At 63.8% G+C, this 19,691-nt stretch carries 17 protein-coding genes and 2 pseudogenes; 7 read left to right on the top strand and 12 right to left on the bottom strand.

The genetic code is table 11. From position 1 onward, the window contains the following. Positions 1 to 9 precede the first annotated feature (9 nt). Positions 10 to 1,665, top strand: a complete 1,656-nt coding sequence (locus IVA93_RS26840) for a xanthine/uracil/vitamin C permease (RefSeq protein WP_018457163.1) — start codon at positions 10 to 12, stop codon at positions 1,663 to 1,665. Here IVA93_RS26840 and IVA93_RS26835 read toward each other — a convergent pair whose 3' ends face one another. The 10 genes from IVA93_RS26835 to IVA93_RS26790 form a co-directional block, all read right to left on the bottom strand. Continuing rightward, positions 1,666 to 2,490: a carbohydrate ABC transporter permease gene (locus IVA93_RS26835; protein WP_018457162.1), complete on the bottom strand. Its 825-nt coding sequence runs from the start codon at positions 2,488 to 2,490 to the stop codon at positions 1,666 to 1,668. Then, the gene (locus tag IVA93_RS26830; RefSeq protein ID WP_018457161.1) at positions 2,487 to 3,425 is read right to left on the bottom strand and encodes a carbohydrate ABC transporter permease; all 939 of its coding nucleotides are present in this window, start codon (positions 3,423 to 3,425) and stop codon (positions 2,487 to 2,489) included. The genes IVA93_RS26835 and IVA93_RS26830 overlap by 4 nt, the downstream gene beginning before the upstream one ends. Further along, the gene (locus IVA93_RS26825) at positions 3,422 to 4,744 is read right to left on the bottom strand and encodes an ABC transporter substrate-binding protein (RefSeq protein WP_026233315.1); all 1,323 of its coding nucleotides are present in this window, start codon (positions 4,742 to 4,744) and stop codon (positions 3,422 to 3,424) included. The genes IVA93_RS26830 and IVA93_RS26825 overlap by 4 nt, the downstream gene beginning before the upstream one ends. A 78-nt stretch (positions 4,745 to 4,822) precedes the next feature. Next, a complete protein-coding gene (gene soxA / locus IVA93_RS26820) occupies positions 4,823 to 5,602 on the bottom strand; it encodes a sulfur oxidation c-type cytochrome SoxA (RefSeq protein WP_018457159.1) in 780 nt (259 codons plus the stop codon). Next, complete coding sequence (gene soxZ / locus IVA93_RS26815; RefSeq protein WP_018457158.1) at positions 5,599 to 5,916, bottom strand: thiosulfate oxidation carrier complex protein SoxZ; 318 nt, start codon at positions 5,914 to 5,916, stop codon at positions 5,599 to 5,601. The genes soxA and soxZ overlap by 4 nt, the downstream gene beginning before the upstream one ends. Beyond that, on the bottom strand, positions 5,916 to 6,383 hold the full coding sequence (locus IVA93_RS26810; RefSeq protein WP_247539554.1) for a SoxY-related AACIE arm protein: 468 nt from the start codon (positions 6,381 to 6,383) through the stop codon (positions 5,916 to 5,918). Before IVA93_RS26810 ends, soxZ begins: the two co-directional genes overlap by 1 nt. 8 nt (positions 6,384 to 6,391) lie before the next feature. Next, complete coding sequence (gene soxX / locus IVA93_RS26805; RefSeq protein ID WP_018457156.1) at positions 6,392 to 6,844, bottom strand: sulfur oxidation c-type cytochrome SoxX; 453 nt, start codon at positions 6,842 to 6,844, stop codon at positions 6,392 to 6,394. Further along, positions 6,837 to 8,108, bottom strand: coding sequence for an NAD(P)/FAD-dependent oxidoreductase (locus IVA93_RS26800; protein WP_018457155.1), 1,272 nt, complete (start codon positions 8,106 to 8,108; stop codon positions 6,837 to 6,839). The genes soxX and IVA93_RS26800 overlap by 8 nt, the downstream gene beginning before the upstream one ends. Positions 8,109 to 8,162: 54 nt before the next feature. Next, positions 8,163 to 10,349, bottom strand: coding sequence for a xanthine dehydrogenase family protein molybdopterin-binding subunit (locus IVA93_RS26795; RefSeq protein WP_018457154.1), 2,187 nt, complete (start codon positions 10,347 to 10,349; stop codon positions 8,163 to 8,165). Positions 10,350 to 10,360: 11 nt separating this feature from the next. Continuing rightward, on the bottom strand, positions 10,361 to 10,810 hold the full coding sequence (locus IVA93_RS26790) for a (2Fe-2S)-binding protein (protein ID WP_007594050.1): 450 nt from the start codon (positions 10,808 to 10,810) through the stop codon (positions 10,361 to 10,363). 257 nt (positions 10,811 to 11,067) lie between these two features. On the opposite strand from IVA93_RS26790, the gene IVA93_RS26785 reads away from it, so the two are divergent. After that, complete coding sequence (locus IVA93_RS26785) at positions 11,068 to 12,687, top strand: B12-binding domain-containing radical SAM protein (protein WP_018457153.1); 1,620 nt, start codon at positions 11,068 to 11,070, stop codon at positions 12,685 to 12,687. Positions 12,688 to 12,691: 4 nt separating this feature from the next. Here the strand turns inward: IVA93_RS26785 and IVA93_RS26780 are convergent, their stop codons facing one another. Next, positions 12,692 to 14,080, bottom strand: coding sequence for an MFS transporter (locus IVA93_RS26780; RefSeq protein ID WP_018457152.1), 1,389 nt, complete (start codon positions 14,078 to 14,080; stop codon positions 12,692 to 12,694). Positions 14,081 to 14,249: 169 nt separating this feature from the next. On the opposite strand from IVA93_RS26780, the pseudogene IVA93_RS26775 reads away from it, so the two are divergent. Further along, positions 14,250 to 15,312, top strand: a pseudogene (locus IVA93_RS26775) (isocitrate/isopropylmalate dehydrogenase family protein). A 237-nt stretch (positions 15,313 to 15,549) separates the two neighbouring features. After that, entirely contained in the window at positions 15,550 to 15,903 is a 354-nt protein-coding gene (locus tag IVA93_RS26770; RefSeq protein ID WP_081747934.1) for a UBP-type zinc finger domain-containing protein, read from the top strand. Between the two features lie 110 nt (positions 15,904 to 16,013). On the opposite strand, the gene IVA93_RS26765 is transcribed toward IVA93_RS26770, so the two are convergent. Beyond that, positions 16,014 to 16,757 (bottom strand): SDR family NAD(P)-dependent oxidoreductase, encoded by a 744-nt coding sequence (locus IVA93_RS26765; RefSeq protein ID WP_085352088.1) that lies wholly within the window; start codon positions 16,755 to 16,757, stop codon positions 16,014 to 16,016. A 163-nt stretch (positions 16,758 to 16,920) separates the two neighbouring features. Between IVA93_RS26765 and IVA93_RS26760 the strand changes: the two genes are divergently transcribed. The 3 genes and pseudogenes from IVA93_RS26760 to IVA93_RS40970 all read left to right on the top strand — a co-directional run. Beyond that, complete coding sequence (locus IVA93_RS26760) at positions 16,921 to 17,691, top strand: methyltransferase domain-containing protein (RefSeq protein WP_018457149.1); 771 nt, start codon at positions 16,921 to 16,923, stop codon at positions 17,689 to 17,691. Positions 17,692 to 17,901: 210 nt separating this feature from the next. After that, positions 17,902 to 18,903, top strand: coding sequence for a DctP family TRAP transporter solute-binding subunit (locus tag IVA93_RS26755; protein ID WP_018457148.1), 1,002 nt, complete (start codon positions 17,902 to 17,904; stop codon positions 18,901 to 18,903). A 67-nt stretch (positions 18,904 to 18,970) separates the two neighbouring features. Beyond that, positions 18,971 to 19,534, top strand: a pseudogene (locus tag IVA93_RS40970) (TRAP transporter small permease); the annotation flags it as partial. Positions 19,535 to 19,691: the final 157 nt, after the last annotated feature.

The following is a 19,691-nucleotide window of genomic DNA, read 5'->3' as shown; positions in this document are numbered from 1 at the left end:
GGCATCACGATGAGCACAGGCACGACAGGGACGGCCGGCACCTCCGAGTTCAAGCCAGCACTATGGACACCGGGCGACTGGAACGCGTTTTTCGGCTTCGGCACCAACATCCTCGTCAACATGCTGGTGCTCACAGGCCTGTTGCGCTTCGTGTTGAAGATGCCCGACTCACTGGTGTTCGGCCGCATCCTTCCCGCACTCGGGCTGATGATGTGCCTTTCCACCTTCTACTACGCGTTCCTCGCTTATCGTCTGGCACAGACGACCGGCCGCAACGACGTCTGTGCGTTACCGTCAGGCGTCAGCGTACCGCACATGTTCATCGTCACCTTCGTGATCATGCTGCCGATCACGATCAAGACCGGCGATCCGCTCAAGGGCTGGTCGGCGGGCCTGGTCTGGGTGTTCTTCCAGAGCTTCATCCTGATGATCGGCGGCTTCATCGCGCCGTTCATTCGAAAAATCACACCGCGCGCGGCGCTGCTCGGTACGCTCGCCGGCGTATCCGTCACCTTCATCTCGATGCGGCCGGCGCTCGAAATGTACATGACGCCGCAGATCGGCCTGGTCTGCTTCGCCATCATTCTGGTGAGCTGGTTCGGTGGCGTGAAATATTGGCGCGGCATTCCCGCCGGTCTCGTCGCGATCGCGGTGGGCATGGTCATCGCATGGGGTTCGAACCTGTTCGGCCTCGGTCTCGGTGGACTGAGCGTCAAAGGCGTCGGTGATGCCTTTGCCAATTTCGGCTTCTCGGTGCCGATCCCGGCGGTAGGCTACGTCTTCTCCGGTTTCGAATTCCTCGGAATCATTCTGGTTACCGCCATTCCGTTCGGCATCTATGATCTCGTCGAGGCCATGGACAATGTCGAGAGCGCGGAGGCCGCCGGCGACGAATATCCGACCACGCGCGTGCTCACCGCCGACGGAATCGTCAGCCTGATTGGCTGCCTGATGGGCAATCCCTTCATCAACGCCGTCTATATCGGCCATCCCGGCTGGAAGGCGATGGGCGGCCGCATCGGTTACTCGGCTGCGACCGGCATCATGGTGGTGGTGCTGGCCTGGTTCGGCATCATCTCGGTGCTGCTGGCGCTGGTCCCGGTCGTCGCGATCTCGCCAATCTTGCTCTATATCGGCATGCTGATCGGCGCGCAGGCGTTCCAGACCACGCCGGTCAAGCACGCGCCCGCGATCGTGCTGGCGCTGACGCCGCATCTGGCCGCCTGGGCCAAGCTCCAGATCGACACCATGCTGGGCTCGACCATGAACGCGGCTGCGACCGTCGGCGGAATGGCCGCCGACAAGGCCGACGCGGTCAAGGCTGCGGCGATCGCAGCACTGCCTCAGCAGGGCGTGTTCTATCACGGACTCGAAGTGATGGGCGGCGGCTCCATCCTCGGCGGCCTGATCCTGGGTGCGATCGGCGTCTTCATCATCGAGCGCGACTTCGAGAAAGCCTCGGCATTCGCGCTGGTTGGTGCAGTCCTGACCTACTTCGGCTTCATGCACGGCGAAGCCGTCGGCATCGGCGGCGGATTTGGCGTCACGCCCGCGGTCGCGTTCGCCTATGCCGTGATGGCCGCCGGTCTGTTCGCGGCCAGCAGGCTCGGCGCGAGCGAGCCTTACATGCCGCACGCGGACATGCACGCGGCACCGGCGGAGTAGCTACCCGCCCTTGACGGCACCAGCGGTGAGCCCGGCGACGATCTGTCGCTGGGCGAACACCGTGAGCAGCAGCACCGGGAGCGTGACGATCAGCGCGGCGGCCGCGAGCGGTCCCCAGCTCAACTGGTCGAACGAGATCATGTTGTAGACGGCGACCGGAAGGGTGCGGGTCTCGCGTCCGGCCAGCACGATGCCAAAGACAAAGTTGTTCCAGGAGAAGATCACGGCGAGAATGAAAGCGACCGCGATGCCAGGCTTGGCGATCGGCAGCGCGACATGGCGGAAGACCTGCCAGCGCGTGGCGCCGTCGATGAGGGCTGCTTCTTCCAGCTCCATTGGCGTCGTCTCGAAATAGCCGATCATAATCCAGATCACGATCGGCACCGTGACCACGAGGTGGATGATGATCTGCGGCACCAGCGTGCCGAGCAGTCCCAGCCACTGGAACATGAGAAACAGCGGGATCAGATAGGACAGGCCCGGCGTGATGCGGGCGATCAGGATCACGATCGCGGATTTATGCGCGGCCATGCGTGCGATGCCGTAGCCGGCGGGAACGCCGACGAGCAGGGCAAGCAGCGTCGCACTGCCGGTGACGATCAGGCTGTTGATGAAATAGGTCAGAAAGCGGTTGGAGGCGAGCACGTCGGCATAGTTTTTCCAGGCGACATGCTCGGGAAAGAACACCGGCGGGTAGGCGGCGTTGTCGATCTCGAATTTGAGCGACAGCGACAGCATCCAGAGAAAGAACAGGATCGCCGGCGATACGATGACGAACACCGAGAACCACAGGCCGATCTTGCCGATGATTTGCCTTGGCGTCATGTGCCGCTCGCGATCTCGGTCCACAGCATGCGCTGGCGCGCATAAAGCATCACCGCCGCGAGCAGAACGATCAGCAGGAAGAACACGACCGCGATCGCCGAGCCGTAGCCGAGGTCGTAATAGGAGAAGGCGACGCTGTAGAGATAGATGTTGATCGTCTCCGACGCCGATCCCGGACCGCCCTGCGTGATCGCGAAAATGATGTCGAAGCTCTTCACGGCATCGATCATGCGGATCATGCCGGCGATGAACAGGAACGGCATGATCAGCGGCAGGGTGATGAAGCGGAACACCTGCCAGATGCTGGCGCCGTCGATCTGTGCACTTTCGTAAGGCTCGGTCGGGATCGCTGCCAGGCCGCCGAGCACGATCAGCATGACCAGCGGCGTCCATTGCCAGGTCTCGACCAACACCAGCGAGGGAATGACGGTCGCGGGATGGAATACCCAGAGCTGCGCGGGGATTCCGACCAGTGACAGCAGATAGTTCAGTACGCCGAGCTGCGGGTGGAACATCATGGTCCAGACCAGCGCGATCGCCACCGGCGTCGCCATCATCGGCATGATGAAGACGCCGCGCAGAAAGCCGCGGCCAGGGAATTTCTGGTGAAACACTACGGCCGCAAACGTGCCGAGCACGAGCGGCAGCAGCACGGAGAGTGCGGTGTAGACCAGTGTATGTCCGATGGCCTCAATGAAGCGGGGATCGCTCGTCAACCGCAGATAATTGGACAAGCCAACGAAGGTGGTCGACGAGCCGACCTTCCATTCGTTCAGGCTCATCCAGATCGTGAAGACCCACGGAAAGATGATGATCGCGATCACGACGACCAGCGCCGGGACCACGAACGGCCAGTAGGACGGCGGCCGCAACTCCTTCTCCGGCGCGGCATCAGACTGTGCCGCGCCCGGAGTCGATTGTGTCAACGCACTCACGCCTTCTCGCTACGCTCCAGGATCGGCCGGTACTGATCGTTGGCCTTCTTCAGCTCGGCGGCAGGATCGGCGCCGGACAAGGTCGCAGTGACCGCGGCGCCGACGATGTCGCGGAATTCGGCGACCGGAATCACGACGGGCAGGCCCAGCTTGCTGATCTTGCCGGAATCGATCACCGATTGCAGCCATTCCTTGGTCTTGACGCCCTTCTGGACCTCGGGATCGCCGAGGATCGAATTGCGGAACGGCACGCCGCCGCCGGCCTGCAGCAGCCGCGCGCCCTGGGTTTTCGAGACCACCCATTGGCAGAGCAGATAGGCGGCTTCCTTGTTCTTGCTCGCAGCGGCAACGCCGATGCCGTCGCCATAGGTCGAGGAATATTGGCCCTTGGGGCCAGCGGGCACGACGGTGTAGCCGACCTTGCCGACAACGCGCGAGGCGGCCGGATCCTCCAGCGGTGGCGCCCAGCCGACGCCGTCGATCCACATCGCGGATCGGCCTTGCGTGAACGAGGCCATCGACTCCATCCAGTTGAAGCCGGCGACGCCGGGCGGTGCCGATTTCGTCAGGAGCGTCTGATACAGCTTGGTCGCGGCAATCGCTTCCGGACCATCGGTCAGGATGTTGCCCTTGGCGTCGAGGAATTCCCCGCCATAATTGAGGAAGAAGTTGCTCCACATCGCCATGTTGGCATTGCGCAAGCCGCGCCCGACAAAGCCGTAAATCCCTTCCTTGGTATCGGTGAGCTTCTCGGCGGCCGCAGCCATCTCGTCGAGGGTCTTGGGAACGGCGACGCCCTTCTTCTCGAACAGCTCCTTGTTGTAATAGAGGATGAAATAATCGACCGACCAGGGCAGCGACAGCATCTGGCCCTTGTCGTTCCTGGCATATTGCAGGCCCGCGGCCGAGAAGTCGCTCTCGACGAGATCGGGCGCGGTCAGCGCCGGGTCCTTCATGAAGGGCGTCAAGTCGGCGAGCCAGCCGGCCTTCTCGAACTGCCGCTTCTGCACGTGGTAGCTGAGATGGACGACGTCGAAGCTCGGACGGCCCGAGGTGAACTCGATCACCACCTTCTGGCGCTGCTGCTGCTCGGGAATCTGCTCCGCTTCGACCTGTATGCCGGTGAGTTCGGTGAACTCCTTGACGTATTTTTGCAGGTTGTCGCCGCGGGGGCCCTTGGCAAGGATCACCTCGAGCTTGGTCCCTGCGTATTTCTTCCAGTTCACCTCGGCGCGCGCCGGCAATCCCGTCAGGCTGAGCGCGCCAGCTGCGGCAGTGCCGGTCAATAGCGTACGACGCGAGATTTTGTGGTTGACCACTTGAGGTCCCTCCCTGTGACTCAATTTGGGCGGATACTAGCGGCCGTTGCGCGTCTGCCTAGTCCTAATCTGTGGAATTCAGGGCCGCACGGCCGGCGTTTCCATCGGCAAGCCATGCGCTCGCGACATCAGATAGAGTTCGAGCGCGACCAGCTCGGGCGCGCCGAAATCATAGGCCTGGGCGCGGACACCCGTCATGCAACTGCGTAGCCGGCGCTCCAGCGATCCCAGCGTCTGCCATTCCAGCCGATAAAGCGGATAGCCGGTCGGCTGTCCCTGCGTGATCGGCGCGCCGGCAAGCCGGTTGTTGAAATTGTCGTCGTGGCAATTGGTGCAGGCAAGGTTGAGCTGCCCTTCGCGCTGCATGAAGAGGTCGCGGCCCTGCTCGACGAATGGCTTCAATTGCGGATCGTCGCCGGCCGTGATCGTGATGCCGCGCGATTGATGCGCGACGAAGGCGGACAGGGCCAGCAGGTCGCGGCTTTCGTAGGGGAGCGCCGGTGCTTGTTGATGATTGCTGCGGCACAGATTGATGCGCTGGTCGAGCGTGACGGGCCGCGCCAGCGCCTTGTCGAAGGCCGGATAGCGCGCCGCGACGCCTTTCATGCTGCCGCGTGCATCGCCATGGCAATCCGCACAGGCCTTGTCGGCGCTGCCGGTCTTCTTCGTCCACAACGCCTCGCCGTCGAGCACGAACAGCATGCCGGGATTTGAGGTGTCGTCATCCTGCATCGCGCGGGTGTCGGGCCCCATGAACGAATAGCCGGAGCGGCGCGCGTCCGGCGGAATCTCGCCGGCGAGCAGGGCAGGGGCCGTGGCGAGGAACGCCGCGGCCGATATCGCGCGCCAAAAACTCATTCGACCGTGATCGACGCCGATGCGCTGGACAAATAGCCGTTGTCGCCGATCCATTCGAACTCGAACTTGCCGCTCTCCTTCGCGACCGTGAAGAACGACAGATAGGGATTGGCCGCGATCGCGGGGAAGAGATCGGCGCGAAAAATCTCGGTACCGTTGTAGCGGCACGTGAAGCTCGTGATGATGTCGCGCGGCACCAGCGCGCCGTCCGCCGTATGGCGGAAGCCGGTTTCCATGATGTGCGAGGTCAACGTGCGGATCTCGACGATTTCGCCGCGTCTGGCTTTCGCGGGAACGTTGATGAGCGCGGCCATCAGTTCATCCCCTCGGTGCAGGCGGCCAGCGTCACGACGATTTCCGTCGTGACCTGCCAGAACGTGTCGTCGGAAAGACGCGCGATCGCCACCACCTTCTGGGTATCCGCGAGCCGAATCCGGGTCGAGATCTGGGCGCGGCCGGAGGAGGGGCCGAGATGGAAGTTGCCGATGTTCGGCTGCGGGTTCTTCTCGTTGAAGACGTGGATGCTCTTGACGTAGTCGTCCGCCGTCATCGGGCTCGCGACGCTCACGGTCAGCGGCACCGTGTTGCCGTTCTCGACCAGCGGCGGAATGTCGAGCTTCACCTTGCCGGAGCGTACAGGTGCTTCGCCGACGACGTTGCGGATCGCGGCGGTGAGCATCGCCGGTGTCGCCTCGAGCGGCCGCAGCGTGACGATCGGGAGCGTCCCGGCGACCGTCACGCTTCCAGCAAGGTTCAGGAATTGTCGTCGCGTGGTCGGCATGAACAGTCCTAGTCCCGAAGCGTTGCAAGGAAAGCCACGATGTCCTCGATCTCGGCGGCGGACAAGATCGGTTTGCCGACGAAGTTTCGCCCGACCCGCACGAGGTGATCGGTGCGATAATAGGACGGCATGATGGTCTTCGGGTTGAAGCGCGCCGCATCGACCAGTCGAAGCCGCAACTGGCTCACCGTCCAGCGGTTCCCCGCACCCGAGAGGTCAGGCGCGAGGTCGCCCTGGAACCGGGTCTCCGGGAAGGGGCCGGAATGGCACAGGATGCAGGTCGTCGTGCGCGCGAGCACCAGCGCGCGCCCGCGCGCGGCATCGCCGGGCGCGCCGGTGAGCGATTCCGCGATGCCGTCGCCGGCGACGTTGTAGTGCCGGAGCTCCTCGGCCCCTGCATGGCAGGCGAAGGCGCAATTGGCGGCGATCAGCGCTGCGATATGGACCGATGTTCTAGCCAAAGGTGTCCGCCGTGATGGCTCGAAACCAGCGCTCGGCTTCAGTCGCCTCGCGGGCGCGCAATTCGCGCGGCGCATCGGCCGGGCTGGTCGCTCCGCCCTCGACCTCGGCGAAGATGTCGCCCCTGGGCTGGTAATTGCCCGCGAGTGAAAAGCCGTAGCCGGGTGCGACAATGTTGTAGCACACGCCTGTCAGTCGCGGCGTTTCTGGTGCGCGGCCGGCAAGGAGGTTCACGATCGCGGAAGCGCAGGCCTTGCCCTGTGCGCTTGCCGCGGATGCCGATTTGGGAATGCCCCCGCCGAGGCAGGCATCGCCGATGACGTGGATGTTCGGGACAAGTTTCGATTCGAAGGTAACGGGATCGATCGGGCACCAGCCGGTGGCATCCGCCGCGCCCGCGACCTCAGCGATGCGTCCGGCACGCTGCGGCGGGATGACGTTGGCGACGTCGGGGGTGTAATTGCCGAATTCGGTGACGATGGTCCTGGTCGCAGGATCGACCGAGGTCACGCGGCCGCCTTGCGACAGAGCGATGCGTTCGATCATGTCCCCGTAAAGCTCCTTCCACGCCTTCTCGAACAGCCGCTGCTGGGAGAAAGTGTCCTTGGCATCGAGAATCAAGACCTTTGAGCGCGGCTTCGTCGTTTTCAGGTAATGCGCGATCAGGCTGGCTCGCTCGTAAGGCGCCGGCGGACAGCGCGAGGGATTGGCGGGGATGGCAATGGCGACAGTGCCGCCGTCCGGCATGGCCTCCAGCTGCCCACGCAGCAATAGCGTCTGCGCACCGGCCTTCCAGGCATGCGGCATCTTTTCTGATGTGGCGTCGTCGTAGCCGGGCAGAGCCTCGAAATGGAAGTCGATGCCGGGAGAGAGGACGAGACGATCATAGGGCAGCGCAACGCCATCGGCCGTCACGACGCTGCGCAGCTGCGGCTCGATTGTGGTTACGGCTTGGCTGATCACCGTGACGCCTTCGGCGGCGACCTTGTCATAGCCAAACTGCTGCACGTCGATCTCGCGCAGACCCGCGATCACCTCGTTGCTGAACGGGCAGGAAGTGAAGACGGTACTGGGTTCGATCAGGATGACTTGCAAGTTTGCCTGCGCGCGCTTCAGCGCGCGGGCGCACGCCGCACCACCGAAGCCGCCGCCGACCACGACGACGCGGCCCGCCGATTGCGCGCGCAGGATCGTAGGGGCGGCGAATGATGTGGCCGCAGCGGCGATGCCGAGGACGGCATCCCGCCGTGTCACCGGCGCATTCATGAGTCTTGTCCGGAAAGTGTGCCGCGGCGGCGATTGCGGCCGCCGCGGCGTTTCTCAGGCGAAGGTGATGTTCTGGTCGCGCAGCGGCACCGAACGGATGCGTTTGCCCGTCGCCGCGAAGTACGCATTGAGCACCGCCGGCGCCGCGACGCCGATGGTCGGCTCGCCGACACCGCCCCAGAACCCGCCGCTCGGCACCATCACCGACTCCACCTTCGGCATCTCGTTGATGCGCATCGAATTGTAGGTGTCGAAGTTGGTCTGCTCGATCTTGCCGTCCTTGACGGTGCAGCCGCCGTAGAACAGCGCGGAGAGGCCATAGACGAAGGACCCCGCGATCTGCCGCTCCACCTGGGCCGGATTGACGACGTAGCCGGGATCGGTGGAGGCGACGATGCGATGCACCTTGATCTTGTTGCCGTCGGTCACCGAGATTTCGGCAGCGCCGGCGACATAGCTGCCATAGCCCATCACCTGCGCGATGCCGCGATAGATGCCCTGTGGCGCCGGAGTGCTCCAGCCGATCTTCTCGGCCACGGCATTGAGCACCGCCAGATGCTTGGGGTGATTGCCCATCAGCTTGCGGCGGAATTCGAGCGGGTCCTGGCCTGCGGCCTGGGCCAGCTCGTCCATGAAGCATTCCATGTAGATCGCGTTGTGATTGACGTTGACGCCGCGCCAGAAGCCCGGCGGAACGTGCGGGTTGCGCATCGCATGCTCGACCAGGAGGTTCGGCACGGAGTAACCGAACGCGGCTTCGCCGGACTGGGCGACGCCCTGGAATGCGGCCGGATCCATGCCGTTCTGCAGCGCTTCGGGGCGGAGCGAGAACAGGATCGATTGCCCGGACAGGCGGTAGTGCAGCGCGACCAGATTGTTGTCGGCATCGAACGCGCCGGTCATCTTGCACTGGGTGATCGGGTGATATCTGCCGTGCGCCATGTCCTCTTCGCGCGACCACAACAGCTTGATCGGCGTGCCCGGCATCTCCTTGGCGATCAAGACGGCCTGGCGGACATAGTCGGTCTGGCCGCGCCGGCCGAAGCCGCCGCCCGGCATCACCTTGTGCACGTCGCACTTCTCCGCCGGCAGGCCCGACGCTTCCAACGTGGCCGCGAAGGCTGCCTCGCCATTCTGCGTGCCGCACCAGACCTCGCATTTGTCCGCCGTGTAGAGCGCCGTGGCGTTCATTGGCTCCATGGTGGCGTGGTTCTGGTAGGGATAGCTGTAGACGGCCTCGATTTTTTTGGCGGCACCGGCAATCGCCGCCTTCGCGTCGCCGTTCTTGTTGCCGACATAGGCCGGCTGCCCGTTATCGAGGCCCTCGGTCAGCCATTTCGCGATCGACTCGCTCGAGACCTTGGCGTTGTCGCCCTCGTGCCAGACGATCGGCAGCGCCTCCAGTGCGGTCTTGGCGTGCCACCAGGTGTCGGCAACGACGGCGACCGCGGTGTCGCCGACCTTGACGACCTTCTTGACGCCTTTCATGCCGGTGATCTTGGCTTCGTCATAGCTTTTCAGCTTGCCGCCGAACACCGGGCAATCCTTGATCGCGGCGTTCAGCATGCCCGGCAGCTTGACATCGATGCCGTAGACCATGGTGCCGGTGGTCTTCTCGGCGGTGTCCAGCCGCTTCACGCCCTTGCCGATCAGCTTCCAGTCCTTGGGGTCCTTCAGCTTGACCTCGGCCGGCGGCGTCAGCTTGGCCGCGGCCTCGGCGACCTTGCCGTAGGTCGTGGTCTTGCCGGACGGCGTGTGGGTAATGACGCTGTTGGCGGCCGTGCATTCGGACGCCGGCACTTTCCACGCCTCGGCGGCGGCCTGGATCAGCATCACGCGTGCGGTGGCACCGCCCTTGCGGACATAGTCTTGCGAAGAGCGGATGCCGCGGCTGCCGCCGGTCGAGAAATCGCCCCAGACGCGCTTGCGGGCGACGCTCTGGCCCGGTGTCGGATATTCGGTCGAGACCTTCGACCAGTCGCATTCGAGTTCCTCGGCGACGAGCTGGGCAAGGCCGGTGAGGGAGCCCTGGCCCATTTCGGAGCGGGCGATGCGGATGACGACGGTGTCGTCGGGCCTGACCACGACCCAGGCGCCGATCTCCGGGGAGCCGTCGGCCGCGCGGACCACGGCGGGACCGCCGAAGGGGATATCGAGGCCGATTGCGAGACCTGCGCCGACCGCGGCGGTGCCGATGACGAAGGCACGGCGGTTCATCCTGGGAGAGACATGCTTGTTCATGTGGCGGCTCCTTACGCGCTTGCGATCGTGTGGATCGCTTCGCGCACCTGCTGGAAGGTGCCGCAGCGGCAGATATTGGTGATGGCCTCGTCGATGTCGGCGTCGGTCGGCTTCGGCTTCTCGCTCAGCAGCGCCGCCACCGCCATGATCATGCCGCTCTGGCAATAGCCGCATTGCGGAACGTCCTGGGCAATCCAGGCTTCCTGCACCTTGTGCAGCGCGTTGCCGGAGGCGAGCCCTTCGATGGTCGTGATCTTCTTGCCTGCGGCTTCGCCGACCGAAACCCCGCAGGAGCGGGTGGCGACGCCGTCGATGTGAACGGTGCAGGCGCCGCATTGTGCAATGCCGCAGCCATATTTGGTGCCGGTGAGGCCGGCATTCTCGCGGATCGCCCAGAGCAGGGGCGTATCCGGCTCGACGTCGAGCGTGAAGGTTTTTCCGTTGATTGTTAGGTTTGCCATCGCAGTCCCCTGATTGGCCCAATCCACCGACTGGACTCAGCGGCGCAATGTGTCCGGCAAATTGGAAACGTTCAAATCAATAGTCCGAGGGGTAACCGGCGGGGATTCCTTCCCCGGGCGCCCGCGGCACGGCTTGGAGCGACGTCTACTGGCTTCCGCGCCGACGCCCCCGGAACCGAGAGCGACAGTTTGTCCCTTTTGGCAGGGTGCAAGTCGAGAATGCTCTGCTACAGTGGAATCAGCCAAAAAGGGGTTCCATGAACGTACCGCAGCCTTGCAAAGTCCTGATGCTCTATCCGCTGTTCTCGGCAGAGTCCTTCTGGAGCTTTGGCGAATCCTGCAAAGTGTTGGGTGTGAAGCGGCCCGCGGCCCCTTTGGGGCTGATCACCGTTGCCGCGATGCTGCCCGAGAGCTGGACGGTCCGGCTGATCGATTGCAACACGGAATCCTTCAGCGACGAGGATCTTTCCTGGGCCGACGTCGTCTTCACCGGCGGAATGATGCCGCAGCAGGCCGACACGCTGCGCCTGATCGAAATTTGCCGTGCCGCGGGCAAGCCGGTGGTCGTGGGCGGTCCCGATCCCACCTCGAGCCCCCATATCTATGAGAGGGCCGACTTCCAGGTGCTCGGAGAGGCCGAAAGCGTTCTCCACGAATTCGTCGCGGCCTGGGACAGTGGCGCACGCTCCGGCGTCTTCATTGCGCCGAAATTCCAGGCCGACGTCACCAAGACGCCGGTTCCGCGCTTCGATCTGCTGAAGTTCGAGGACTACCTTTATCTCGGTGTGCAGTATTCCCGCGGCTGCCCGTTCACCTGCGAGTTCTGCGATATCATCGAGCTCTATGGCCGGGTGCCGCGAACCAAGACGAACGAGCAAATGCTGGTCGAGCTCGACAGGCTCTATGCCATGGGCTACCGCGGCCATCTCGACTTCGTCGACGACAATTTCATCGGCAACAAGAAGTCGTTGCGGCTGTTCCTGCCCCAGCTGGCCGAATGGCAACGTGCTCACGGCTATCCCTTTGAATTGTCGACTGAGGCCTCGGTCAATCTGGCCGACGATCCCGAGCTCCTGAACCTGATGGGCCAGGCGAATTTCTTCGCCATCTTCGTCGGTATCGAAAGTCCGGATCCGGCGACGCTGGTCGCCATGCGGAAGAAGCAGAACACGCGGCGCAACATCGCCGAGAGCATCCACAAGATCTACGCCGCGGGCATGCTCGTCACCGCGGGTTTCATCGTCGGCTTCGACAATGAGAAGCTCTCGATGGCGGATGCCATGATCGACTTCATCGAAGAGGCGGCGATCCCGGTCAGCATGGTCGGCCTGCTCTATGCCTTGCCGAACACGCAGCTGACGCGCCGCCTGGAGCGCGAAGGCCGGTTGCATCCGGGCCACGACCTGGCGCCGACCATCGGCGCGGATCAGTGCACCGCCGGGATCAACTTCGATCCGGTGCGTCCATTGCGCGACATTCTGACGGACTACAAGCGCGTGCTGGAGCACATCTACAGCCCGGCCGCCTATGCAAGGCGTATCGACCGACTGATGACGCTGCTCGACCGCTCTCGCCAGCGCCAGGAGCTCGCGGAAGGCGATATCCGTGCCCGGATCGGCGCGATGGAAACGGTGCACAAGGTGGTCACAGCCCTTCCCGAGGCGCGCGGGCCGCTGTGGCAGACCTTCATGAACTGCGCCAAGCGCGACACAACATCGGCGCGGATCGCCGTGCAGATGATCGCTGCCTATGCGCATCTCGGGCCGTTCTCGCGCAAGGTCATCGCTGCCATCGATGAGCGCCTCGCTGCGCTCGACGAGGAGACTGTCATTCCGGCCGCGACAGTCGAGGTGACGGCGGCCCGACATCTGGCTTGACCGTCTACTCCACCGCCAGCCGCAAAAAGCTCATCACGCTGCCGAGTACGGCGAAGCCGGCGCCGAGTGCCAATGCCACGACTGCGCCGTCGTGACCGGCCAGCGAGAAGCAGAGCGCGGCCAGCGCCGCCCCTGTCGTCTGCCCCGTCAGGCGCGCGGTGGCGACGATGCCGGAGGCGCTGCCGCTGCGATGTGGCGGCGCGCTCGACATCACCGCTTTCATGTTCGGCGCCTGGAAGAAGCCGAATCCCATGCCACAGATCACCATCCGCCAGATGATGTCGGGAATCGCAGGATTGGCAGGCAGCATCGCCAGCAGCGCCGTGCCGAGGCCGAGCAGCACGAGCCCGATGCCGCCGAGCAGTCCGACCGCGTGCCGGTCGGAGAGGCGCCCGGCGATCGGCGCCATGATGCCGACCACCAGCGGCCATGGGGTCATGAAGAAGCCGGTCTCGACCTGCGAACGCCCCAGCACGTCCTCGAAATAGAACGGCAGCGAGACGAAGGCGAGGCCCTGCACTGCGAACGAGCACACCGCGGTCGCCGCCGACAGCGCGAACATCGGCCGGCTGAACAGGTCGATCGGCAGCATCGGCGCCGGATGGTCGGCGTGGCGGCGCGTCAGGATGAAGCCGAGCGCGAGGGCAGTGACCAGCTCGATGCCCACGACCATCGGTGAGAGATTGTGCGCGGCACTGCCGATGCCCGTGATGAACAGCCCGAGACAGGCCGACGCCAGGGCCGCGCCGAGAAAATCGAAGCCGTGATCGGCGCGCGGCGTCTTCGGCAGCATCGCAAAGCCGATGCCGATCGCGACCAGGCCGAACGGGATGTTGACGGCGAACAGCCATGGCCACGGGCCGAGCGCGAGGATAGCGGAAGCGATCGAGGGACCAAAGGTGAAGGCGGTCGCGACCACCAGCGCGTTGTGGCCGAAGCCGCGGCCGAGCATCCGGCCGGGATAGACGAAGCGCACCAGCGCCGTGTTGACGCTCATGATGCCGCTCGCACCTAACCCTTGCAGCGTGCGCGCAACCAGCAGGCTCTCCAGCGACCAGGCCACCGCGCAGAACAGCGAGGCGATGGTGAACAGGATCAGGCCGCCGAGATAGATGCGCTGGTGCCCGACGATCTCGCCGAGTGCTCCCAACGGCAGCAACGTCGCCACCAGCGCGATCTGGTAGACGTTGACCACCCAGACCGATTGCTCCGGGCTCACATGCAGGTCGCCGGCAATGGCGGGCAGCGCGATGTTGGCGATCGCGGTGTCGAGCGACGCCATCGCCAGCGCGGTGAAGATCGCGGCAATGGCCCAGCGCCGCTGTGCGGCTGGAAGGCCGTCGGAAATGGTGTGGTCGGGCTCGCGCGCGCCGGCGGGTAACGTGATTGTCATTGCGTTAGCGCGTTGCTCCGGCGGCCGGCTCCAGGGGACTCGGCATGTACTACGGCGCGGCCGCCTTCCACAGGCATATGCTTGCATGCTGTGTATGCGCGAAGGCTGGGCGATGAACCTGCGCGCCGGCGTATGATCGCGCGAACTGCTGCAATGTCAGGGGACCGCCATGCACATCGTCGTTTTGCCCGGTGACGGCATCGGGCCCGAGATCACGGCCGCGACATCAGGCGTGTTGCGCGCGGCCTCCGAACGCTTCCAGCTCAATCTGCAGCTGGAGGAGCACGCGGTCGGGCATGCGAGCCTCAAACAATTTGGCACGACGGTGCGCCCCGAGCTGCTCGACATCGTCCGCGCCGCCGACGGCCTGATCCTCGGGCCGACCGCGACCTTCGACTTCAAGGACGAGGCCCATGGCGAGATCAACCCGTCGCGATATTTTCGCAAGAACCTCGACCTCTACGCCAATGTCAGGCCCGCACGCACCTATGCGGGGCGGTCCGGCCGGGTGGGCGATTTCGACCTCGTCGTGGTGCGCGAAAATACGGAAGGGCTTTACGCCGACCGCAACATGGAGCAGGGCAACGGCGAGATGCTGGTCACATCGGACGTCGTGATCTCGCTGCGCCGGATCACGCGCCTGTGCTGCGAGCGCATCGCGCATGCGGCGTGCCGGCTGGCGATGAAGCGGCGCAAGCATCTCACCATCGTGCACAAGGCCAATGTGCTCAAGCTCGGTGACGGCATGTTCCTCGAGATCTGCCGCGAGGCGGCGAAGGCCTATCCCGGCCTTGAGGTCGACGACATCCTCGTCGACGCCATGATGGCGCATGTGGTGCGCAACCCCGACCGCTTCGACGTCATCGTCGCCACCAACATGTTTGGCGACATCCTGTCCGATCTCACCGCCGAACTCTCCGGCAGCCTCGGTCTCGGCGGCTCGCTCAATGTCGGCGACAGCTTCGCCATGGCGCAGGCCGCGCATGGCTCGGCGCCTGACATAGCCGGACAGGATGTTGCCAATCCAGTCTCGCTGATCCTATCCACGGCCCTGCTGCTCGGATGGCACGGCGAGAATAGCGGCGCGGTGCGCTACGAGGAAGCCGCACGTGCGATCGAGGCGGCGGTGGCAAAAGCGATCGGCGAGGGCAGGGCAACGCGCGATGTCGGCGGAAAGCTCGGCACGATCGCCGCGGGGGGCGGCGATTGCGGAAATCCTGCAGGCCGGGTGAGTGGTTATGCGGGGCCTTGTTTTTTTTAAGGGCTCAAAACAAAAAAGCGCGAAAACAACCCCATGCACAGTAGAAGGCCCCTTGATTAATAAGGGATTTCCGAACCGCGCAGCGGCGGCATTCGCCGCTGCCATGACGTTGACCCGTCGGGCAAAACACTGGCAAAATGCGATCGTGGCGGAGATCGCGGCGTGAATGCATCGGTGGTGGCTGCGGGCAATTTCAGTGAGCTGACCTATGAAGTCTGAGAGGGGTGGCATCAATCTCGCGGCCAAACCAAGCGGAACGGGGTGCGTGGAATGCTCGGCTGCGGGCGGGTGGTGGTTTCACCTTCGCAGATGTGTCGAATGCGGTCACATCGGCTGCTGTGATGCGTCACCAAATCAGCACGCAACGAAACACAGCGCGGCGACAGGTCATCCGATCATCACGAGCTTCGAGCCGGGCGAACGATGGTTTTACGACTATCGCACGGGAGAGGCTTTCGCCGGCCCGAAGCTTCAAGGTCCTCACGCGCATCCGTTGGATCAGCCGGTGCCCGGACCGGACGGCGCGGTGCCTCCGGACTGGCAAACGCTGCTGCATGAGTAAGGCGGTAGGCCGTAGGATGGGTAGAGCACTTGCGAAACCCATCAGGTTCACGTCGTATGCTGTCGATGGGTTTCGCTGCGCTCTACCCATCCTACGAAGTCCAATCGGTTCTAGAACTGATACCTCCGCAACCCCCCATCCACCGGGATCACCGTGCCCGTGATGTAGCGCGCCACGGGTGATGCCAGGAACACCGCGAGCGCGGCGAGGTCTTCCGGCTCGCCCCAATAGCCGACCGGGATCTCTTCTTCCGCGAAGCGCTCGCGATAATCAGGCGCGTAGTTGCGGCGGATCTGTTCGCTCATGATGCGGCCGGGCGGGATGCAGTTGATGGTGATGCCGTGCTCGCCGATCTCGCGCGACAGGCCTTTGGCCCAGGCGTGCACGGCGGCTTTGGCGGCAAACGCGGCGTTGAGGCCTTCCGGCTCGGACTTGCCGGTGATGTTGACGATGCGGCCCCATTTGCGCTCGATCATCTGCGGCAGCAGCGCATGCGCGATGCGGCGGTAGCTGGTGAAATTCAGCGCGATCGCCTCGTCCCATTGGCTGTCAGGCGCATCGACGGGGAGGGGGCGGCTTCCGCCGGCATTGTTGATCAGGATGTCGACATGGCCGAGCTCTTTGAGCGCGAACGCCGAAATCTTCTCGGCCGCGTCCTTGGCCATCACGTCCTGCTCGAATGGCGTGATCAGACCGGAGCCGACTTCCGTTACCAGCTCGGCGAGCAGGTCGGTGCGCCGTGCCACGCCGACGACGCGCACGCCTTCGGCAGCCAAGCCCTTGGCGATGGCACGGCCGATGCCGACGCTCGCTCCGGTGACGACGGCGGTTTTCGATTTGAGCCCGAGATCCATGGTGACACGCCCTCTTGTTCGCTTTTCTGCTTGTCGCTGGGCTGTTCGTTCTTCTGTTCGTTTTCCTGCCCTGTCCCCGTCAGCCTGATTTGCCCGACCGGGAGGAGCAGTGGTAACCAAGAGCCGCGTTGAAGGGAACACGAAAAAGAAAAGGCGCCGAGCGATGGTCTGGGATCCGCAGCAATATCTGAAATTCTCCGGCCACCGGCTCCGGCCCGCCGTCGACCTCTTGATGCGGATCCCGGATTCTGGTCCGCGTGCGATTGCCGATCTCGGCGCCGGCGCCGGCAACGTCACCAAGCTGATCAAGGAGCGTTGGCCGGACGCGACGGTGACCGGTGTCGAGGGTTCGGCCGAGATGGTCGCCGCCGGCCGCAAGGCGGCGCCGGACGTGGAATGGTCACACGAGGATCTCGGCCACTGGCGTCCGACGAAGCAATATGACGTCGTCTACTCCAATGCCGCGCTGCACTGGCTGCCCAATCATGCGGCCCTGTTTCCGTCGATCATGGAGAAGGTGACGCCCGGCGGAATGCTCGCTGTGCAGATGCCGCGCAACTTTCTGGCGCCCTCGCATGTGCTGATCGGCGAGACCGCGCTGAACGGTCCCTGGCGGTCCAAGGTCGAGCATCTCGTCACGCCGCCGCCGGTCGAAGCGCCGGCCTATTATCACGGTCTTCTTGCTCCGATGTCGGCCAATATCGACATCTGGGAGACCGAATATCTGCAGGTGCTGGAAGGCGAGAATCCCGTGAAGGAGTGGACCAAGGGGACCTGGCTGACGCGCTATCTCGACATCTTGCAGGGCGACGAGAAGGCCGCGTTCGAAGCCGCCTATGGGATGCGGGTCGCGAAAGCCTATCCGAAGAACGCCGCGGGACAGACGCTGTTTCCGTTCCGGCGTCTGTTCATGGTCGCCCAGCGCAACGGCTGATCGCACTGCCGCAATGCGACATAAGCGCTCGTTTCCGGGAGCGGCAGCAGGTGCCGGGTTGCGCATTCAGCAGCGGCCAAGATAGCTTGAAGGTTGCTTGGCTGCGGCAAATTGGGCTTAGGTCTAGTTGTTCGGGTGGCGGATTGCTGTCAGTACTGAAATCGGAAAACAAAAAAGACCCGGTTTTAGAGGTTGTTGGGAGGTTCGTTCATGCGCAAGCTGCTTCTTGCGGTCGCCGCCGCAGCTGTTCTCGTGGGGCCCGCCGTTGCCGAGGCCCAGAGCCCGATCGTCATCAAATTCAGCCACGTCGTCGCCAACGATACTCCCAAGGGCAAGGGCGCCCTGAAGTTCAAGGAACTTGCGGAGAAGTACACCGACGGCAAGGTCAAGGTCGAAATCTACCCGAACTCCACGCTGTACAAGGACAAGGAGGAGATCGAGGCGCTGCAGCTTGGCTCGGTGCACATGCTCGCCCCCTCGACCGCGAAGTTCGCACCGCTCGGTATCAAGGAGTTCGAGGCGCTCGACCTGCCTTGGTTGTTCAAGGACGATCAAACCTATTCCAACGCGATGAAGGGCACGATCGGCAAGTGGCTGTTCGATAAGCTCGAGACCAAGGGCATCACCGGGCTCGCTTATTGGGACAACGGCTTCCACATGCTCTCCGCCAACCGTGCCCTGATAAAGCCGACCGATTTCCAGGGTCTCAAATTCCGCATCTCCGGATCGAAGGTCGCCGACCAATATCTCCGTATCATGGGTTCGATCCCTCAGATAATGGCGTTTTCCGAAGTCTACCAGGCTTTGCAGACGGGCGTGGTCGACGGCTGCGAGAATACCGCGTCCAATTACCTGACTCAGAAGTTCTACGAGGTGCAGAAGGACATCACGGTGTCCTATCACGCGCACCTGCAATATGCCGTCATCGTCAATTCGAAATTCTGGTCCGGCCTGCCGCCCGATATCCGCGCCCAGCTCGAGAAGGCGATGAACGAGGCGACCGACTACACCAATTCGATCGCGCGTCAGGAAAACGAGGATGCGCTGGCCGAGATCAAGAAGACGGGCAAGACCACGCTGCATTATCTGACTGACGCCGATCGCAAGGCGTGGCAGGAGGCGATGCAGCCGACCTACAAATGGGCAAAGGGGCGGGTCGGGCAGGAGGTGCTCGATCTCCTCGCCAAGGAACTCGACGTCAAGATGAACTGACGCCGGCGCGCTGGAAGAACAACCATGAACGGTCGGGGGTGATCGCACTCCCGGCCGTTGCTCTTGAATGATGAGCCAAGCTGAGGGGACCAAGTTGCTGCGTGCATTGAATCGTGTGCTCGATCATCTCGAGGAATGGCTGATCGCGACGATGATCGCGGCCGCGACATTGCTCATCTTCGTTGCCGTGCTGCACCGATATGGCGCCGGGCTGTCGATCGACATCGCCAAATGGGCGGAGGCGCGCAATCTGTCCTTGCTGGCCGCGCCCGCGCGAGCGGCGTTCGTCTGGCTTGCCGCTCTCGACTTGTCCTGGGCGCAGGAACTCTGCATTTACATGTTCATCTGGATGGCGAAGTTCGGTGCGGCCTACGGGGTGCGCACCGGCATCCATGTAGGCGTCGACGTCCTGGTCAATGTCCTTCCCGGCGGATCGCGCCGCCGCGTCATCACGTTCGGCCTGATGTGCGGCGCCCTTTTCACTGCCATCGTGTGCTATTTCGGGGCCGCGTTCGTCGGCCAGATGTGGCAGACCGGCCAGCAATCCAACGACTTGGAAGCACCGATGTGGCTGGTGTATCTCACCATCCCGCTCGGCTCCGGGCTGATGTGCTTCCGCTTCCTGCAGGTCGCCTGGTCGTTCTATCGCACCGGCGAACTGCCGCATCACGACATGGCAGGCGTCGAGGGCGTCGAAATAGACCCGGTCCATCCGGCCCCGGTCACGCGCAGTCAGGTCGTCCGCGACGAACGCAGCCCGCTCGGCTGGGTCCTGATGTTGTTGCCGG

Origin of the sequence: Bradyrhizobium sp. 155 (assembly GCF_023101105.1) — a bacterium.
Lineage (GTDB): Bacteria > Pseudomonadota > Alphaproteobacteria > Rhizobiales > Xanthobacteraceae > Bradyrhizobium > Bradyrhizobium canariense_D.
Note: the sequence above shows the minus strand (reverse complement) of the source record. Positions and strands in the feature narration are given on the sequence as shown.